Source organism: Nitrospirota bacterium (assembly GCA_016207905.1).
GTDB lineage: Bacteria > Nitrospirota > Thermodesulfovibrionia > Thermodesulfovibrionales > JdFR-86 > JACQZC01.
Genome location: JACQZC010000095.1, coordinates 1 through 5,863 on the forward strand (window position 1 = coordinate 1; position 5,863 = coordinate 5,863).

Below are 5,863 nucleotides of genomic sequence, written 5' to 3' on the forward strand. Positions count from 1 at the left end.
ATGAGATACTTAAGCAGGAATACGGTATAATCCGGAACCAAAACGGAACTAAACGGAACTATAATGAAGGCAGAATCTTTAAAAATCAATGGGTTATGAGACACCCCCCCCTCCCCAGTAAAGTAAACTTAGGAAGGGAAAAGGGAGAATGAACGCTTGAACACCCACAAGGATGATAAAACTATTGAATTAAAAGAGAAAACAGATGAATTTACAGTTAAAGAATGAACATATAAAAAAAGGAGGTGGAAACGATTTTGAAAATAGCAGAGGGAATTTGCAGAAAAGACTTGACAATATTAAAATAAGATATGGCTCACAAAGGCTCGATACTTATAGTTGAGGATGAGGCAAAGATAGCCGATGTCCTCAAGGCTTATCTTGAAAAAGATGGCTTTAGAGTCAGGGTTTCAGCTACGGGTCAATCCGCATTAAGCTCTCTTAAAGAGGGGTTTAGCCTCATAATATTAGACCTCATGTTGCCGGATATCTCAGGAGAGGATATTTGTAAGGCAATACGACAGGACTCGGATGTGCCAATAATCATGCTTACTGCCAAAAGTGCCGAGGAGGAAAGAATTAAAGGCCTTGGCATTGGTGCAGATGACTATGTGGTGAAGCCATTCAGTCCAAGGGAGCTTATTGCACGGGTAAATGCACTTCTTAGAAGGACAAAGAAGACAGGAAGCACCCTGAGTTTTAATCGGGGGAGCCTTGTCATCGATGTAGAAAGGCATGAGGTCAAAAAACATGGTAATCTAATTTCCCTCACACCTATCGAGTTCAGGATCCTTCTTGCCCTATCGGAAAGACCCGGTATGGTCATGAGCAGACAAAAGCTCATCAACCTTGCTCAGGGCTATGACTTTGAGGGCTATGAAAGGACCATAGATGCCCATGTGAAAAACATAAGGCAAAAGATAGGAGATGCTCAAAAAGAGCCTGTATTTATAAAGACAGTCTATGGCATTGGATATAAATTTATTGGTGACAGGGATGAGGACTAAACTCTTTCTTGCATTTTTTGTCGTAATCCTTACTGCACTTCTGTCCAATCTCATCTTTAAGCGACTCATCATAAGGGACTTCGACGAATATGTAATGGGCACAAGGGAAGATAGGCTCTACTGGGTTTTAGCATCGGTTGAAGGCTCTTACACCGAAAAAGGCTGGGACATCTCAGCTCTAAGACAGACCCTTCACTGGGCAATAATGTTTGGCTATGATGCAGAGGTCAGAGATACCTCGGGAAAAACCGTTTTAACAGCAGACAATGTATTCAGAACCCTTACGCCTACAATGCAAAGGACAATGGAGGCATCGTTGTACCTTCATGAGCCTGAATCTCCTTTAGAGGAATACCCTATCTATGCAGAGGGCAAAGAGATAGGCTCGATTTATGTCAGGGCTCTTAAGAGAAAAGGACTCATTGCAGAAAAAGAAGCAGTTTTTAAGCAGAGGGGACGGGACTTTCTATTTATATCGTTTCTGATTGCAGGTGGAGGAGCACTGTTCCTTTCATTTGTCTTTAGCATGTTTCTTACAGTGCCCATAAGAAGGCTCAAAAGGGCATCCGAGAAACTGGCAAGCGGGGATTTAACCGTAAGGGTAAGGGCTAATTCAAAAGATGAGATTGGAGAGCTCTCTCAAGCATTCAACCATATGGTAGAGACCTTACAGAGAGAAGAATCCCTGAGAAAGCATCTTACATCAAACATAGCACATGAGCTCAGAACTCCCCTCGCTATCATGCAGGTAAACATAGAGGCAATAATCGACGGAGTCCTCCCTGCTGACAAAGAAAGGTTCGAAGACATAAAGGCAGAGGTTCTTAGATTGATTAACCTCGTTAGTGCAATAGAGGACGCAACCAAGGCAGAGGCAAGCTTCTTTAAAAAGTCTGAATACATAAGGACGGGCTTGAGAGACTTTCTCGAGGGACTTAAGGAGGCAATGCTTCCTCTTTTTTCCACAAAGGGCATTTCACTTTTACTCGAGGAAAGAGATGACTTCGAAGTCTCGATGGATGTAGACAGGCTTGAGCCCGTGCTGAGAAATATTCTATCAAATTCCCTGAGATATACCGATAAAGGAGCTGTATGGATTGACTATGGAAAGGGCAAAAAAAACTTCTTCATCTCCGTGAGAGACTCAGGAAGAGGAATTAAAGAGGAAGACATACCTAAGATATTCGACAGGTTTTATAGAGGCAAGGGCTCAGAAGGCATAGGGCTTGGGCTTTCCATCGTAAAAGAGCTTGTTGATGCAATGGGTGGAAGTATTGAGGTCTCAAGTAAGTTAGGTAGTGGCACGACCTTTAAGCTCACGCTTCCCTTATAGAGCTGATGTTTTCAACAGGTATGACTACCCAGCCCATTTCTCCTTCAAGATATACCTCTGTCTCGCCTATCTCAACGAGCCGTCCTGTGTATGTTATTCCAGATGCCTCTACTATAACTGTCTTTCCAACCAATTCCATCATTTCTTATCTCCTTCGAGGTTATTGACCAAAGACGCACCTATCAAAAACAAAGACGAACAATAAAACACCCAAAGCAGGAATACCACAAACACGGTAAGCGAGCCATAAATCGCACCGAGCCTTGACACAGAGCCTACATACCATGTAAAGATGTGCTTTGCCGACTCAAGCATCACTGCCGTAAAAAGCCCGCCAACAAACGCATGTCTCAACTTCACTTTTTTCATGGGCAGGATAACATAAAGCGACACGGCAATCGTGAGCATAAGCAGAAACGGCACAACGAACCTTATGAGGTATGCTGAAATCCAGCCTGCCTTAAACGGCATCTCCTCTGTGAAGACACTTATAAGCGGTATAAACGATGTAAGGACAAAAGATAAAAGAAGCACTGTAATCACAATGGTTACAACTACCAAAGAAAAGAAGATGGACCTGAAAAACGACAATTGCTTCTTTACCTTAAACATGGCATTCACTGCCCTCTGAAGGGCAATAAAAAACTGATATGAAAAGAAAAAGTAAACCATAATACTCCATTTTCCAATTCCCCTGAAGGTTATAAGCCTTTTTAGCTCTTCTGTTATGCCCACTACTGCCTGTGGAAAAAATCCAATAAGTTTTTCGAGGAAGAATCCCTGAAATGCCTGATGCTCCTTAATAAGGTATCCAAATGCAGTAATTATAAGAAGACAAAATGGCAGTGCAGTTACTATTGACACAAAAGACAGGTATGACGATAGCACTACACCGTCTTCCTTAAGGAAATCCCTGATACTTCTGAATATTATCTTTAGGTATCTCATTTATGCCCTTTTTTGTAATGCCTGTCGTAACCCCTTTTAAATATCTTTATGGGTGTTCCTTTAAAGGAATACCTTTGTCTCAGGAGTTTTTCGAGATACCTCATATAGTCTTCTTTTATACCTTCGGGGTTGTTTGTAAAGACAACGAATGTTGGTGGCTTAATGCCCACCTGAGTTATATATCGGAGCTTTATCTTCTTACCTTTCAGTGTTGGAGTAGGTGCTGATTTCAAAAGCTCATTCAGCTGCCTTGTGCTTATCCTTTTTTGTCTTTCCTTAATGACCTCATCTATAATAGGAAAGACCTTTGTCACCCTTTTCCTTTCAACCCCTGATATGGTAAGCATAGGTGCATGCTCTAAAAACCAGAGTTTCCGCCTTATCTCAGAGGTAAGCCTCTTATATGTTTCATCCGGGTTCTCTATAAGGTCCCATTTATTAAGAAGAAATATAGCGCCCTTTGAGTTCATGTGCACCATACCTGCAATCTTCTGGTCATCCTTCAGAATGCCTTCAGTGGCATCGAGCATCATGAGGCAGACATCAGCCCGCCCGATGCTTTTCATTGCCCTGAGCATTGCAAACCTCTCGATAGAATATCCCCTTGCCCTTCTCCTTATGCCTGCTGTATCTATGAGCAGGTATCTATGCCCATAGTAAGTGCAGACAGAGTCTATCGAGTCTCTGGTCGTGCCGGGTATTTGACTGACAATCATCCTTGGTTTTCCAAGCAGGGAGTTTACAAAGGTCGATTTGCCTACATTGGGTCTTCCGATGACTGCAATCATCGGGTAGTCATAAGCCTCTAAAGCAGATGAGGGCAGGTATGAAATCAGCCTTTCCATGAACTCATCGAAGTTATAGCCTGTTTTTGCAGAAACAGCTATAAGTTCCTCGACGCCAAGACCGTAAAAATCATAAATCCTATCCTCTTTTGTCGTGCCATCTATCTTGTTAATGGCAGTAAGGCACTGCTTGCCCGATTTCCTTATCAGTCCTGCAAGCTCCATATCAGCAGGGCTGATGCCTTCTTTGCCATCGAGGAGATGGATTATAAGGTCAGCCTCGCTGATTGCAAACATTGCCTGCTCCCTTACCTGCCTTTCGATATCAGGCTCTGCCTCTATATAAAACCCGCCTGTATCCACAATAACGAATGCCTTTCCTCCATATTGTACATCCATGTAGTTTCTGTCCCTCGTTACCCCTGACATTTCCTCTACGATTGCCGATGTCCTGCCTGAAACTCTGTTAAACAGGGAGGACTTCCCTGAATTTGGCCTTCCAACTATTGCCACAACAGGTCCTGCCATGCTCAAAGCCTTAGCTCGATAAATGACACAGGGTTTGCATTGATATTTCCAACCCTTACTCCGAAATGAAGATGAGGGCCAGTTGCCCTTCCAGTTTGACCAACAAATCCTATGACCTGTCCTTTTGAGACAGCATTGCCGACACTGACATCGAATCTCTCAAGATGCATATAAAGTGTGTGGATTCCAAGTCCATGGTCAATGACAATGGTGTTTCCGCCAAAGAAAAGCTCTTCTGCAAAGACGACCGTGCCTGAGTTCGATGCCCTTACCTCGGCTCCAGATGCGCCCCTTACATCTATGCCCCAGTGTATGCTTTCCTTTTTAAGATTGATTATCCTCTTTATGCCAAATTTGGTCAGGATATCGTTTTCAACAGGCAGGATAAATGCTCCTTCCCACAGTTTCTCCGACACTACATCCCATATCCGCGATAACATCTCCTGTTCTTTTTTAACCCTCTCAAGGTCTTCGGGAGAAAGGGAAACCTTATCAGGAGGCAGGGTAAGATGGAGCGTTGCAAAAGAGGCAGTCTTCACTTTCAATCTCAGGCTCGTTGTCTTCCCTTTGGATTTTATCCTGACGGTGTAAATGCCAGGCTTTGTATTAAGCTCAACTACTCCGATAGCTTCCAAACAGCCTTCTTGGCTCGAAAAATAAGAGAGCAGTCTTCTGCCTGCAAAAAATAAATCTATGCCTCCACCTATTTCTCTACCACATACCTTTACCATAAATGCATCTCCGGGGTTGACCTGAGAGGGCATGAGCTTTGCTACAAAACCCTCTGAAAGGCAGGGCACTAAAAGAAAGAGTAAAGAAATGGCACAGGTTTTCATTTTATAAGTATAACCTATTATGCAGGACTCAGAAATAGCAAAAGGGCTTTCTGGAAGTTTGCAGTTCCACTTGGAATTAGAATATATCGCATTTCCACTTTCATGACGGATATCTATATGTGGAAGTTCAGTTGAGAATTATTATCTCCTATATATGACGCCTAAAAAGAATTACCTAATTAATGAGCATGAACAACATACCCCTCTTTCTTTCCACTAAGTCAATAAACCCATAGCCCCTTAATCCTATCACAACCTCCTCTCTCTTTAAAGGGCTTGTATAAGTAAGTAATTCTGTTCAACATTCACATGGGTTACATTTTAACCTATGGACATGGGTTACACTTTTCTTACTTTGGGTCTGACCTTCCCTTTTCTTAAATCAAGAACTCCAATAGGGTGGAAGCCAAAGCGTATCTCATGGCA

General features: G+C 42.7%; 6 protein-coding genes. 2 read left to right on the plus strand and 4 right to left on the minus strand.

Going from position 1 to position 5,863, the window contains the following annotated elements; translation table 11 throughout:
• The first annotated feature begins 311 nt into the window (after positions 1–311).
• Both HY805_10985 and HY805_10990 read left to right on the plus strand, forming a co-directional pair.
• Positions 312–1,007, plus strand: coding sequence for a response regulator transcription factor (locus HY805_10985; GenBank protein MBI4824731.1), 696 nt, complete (start codon positions 312–314; stop codon positions 1,005–1,007).
• Positions 997–2,340 carry a HAMP domain-containing histidine kinase gene (locus HY805_10990; GenBank protein ID MBI4824732.1) on the plus strand — a complete coding sequence of 448 codons (1,344 nt, stop codon included), beginning with the start codon at positions 997–999 and terminating at the stop codon, positions 2,338–2,340. The genes HY805_10985 and HY805_10990 overlap by 11 nt, the downstream gene beginning before the upstream one ends.
• On the opposite strand, the gene HY805_10995 is transcribed toward HY805_10990, so the two are convergent.
• The 4 genes from HY805_10995 to HY805_11010 are packed head-to-tail and all read right to left on the minus strand — an operon-like array spanning position 2,324 to position 5,437.
• Positions 2,324–2,482, minus strand: coding sequence for a hypothetical protein (locus HY805_10995; GenBank protein ID MBI4824733.1), 159 nt, complete (start codon positions 2,480–2,482; stop codon positions 2,324–2,326). The two genes, HY805_10990 and HY805_10995, sit on opposite strands and share 17 nt — an antisense overlap.
• The gene (locus HY805_11000; protein ID MBI4824734.1) at positions 2,479–3,288 is read right to left on the minus strand and encodes a YihY/virulence factor BrkB family protein; all 810 of its coding nucleotides are present in this window, start codon (positions 3,286–3,288) and stop codon (positions 2,479–2,481) included. The genes HY805_10995 and HY805_11000 overlap by 4 nt, the downstream gene beginning before the upstream one ends.
• Positions 3,285–4,601 (minus strand): ribosome biogenesis GTPase Der, encoded by a 1,317-nt coding sequence (gene der / locus HY805_11005; protein MBI4824735.1) that lies wholly within the window; start codon positions 4,599–4,601, stop codon positions 3,285–3,287. Before der ends, HY805_11000 begins: the two co-directional genes overlap by 4 nt.
• Before the next feature lie 2 nt (positions 4,602–4,603).
• Positions 4,604–5,437: a M23 family metallopeptidase gene (locus tag HY805_11010; GenBank protein MBI4824736.1), complete on the minus strand. Its 834-nt coding sequence runs from the start codon at positions 5,435–5,437 to the stop codon at positions 4,604–4,606.
• Between the last annotated feature and the right edge of the window lie 426 nt (positions 5,438–5,863).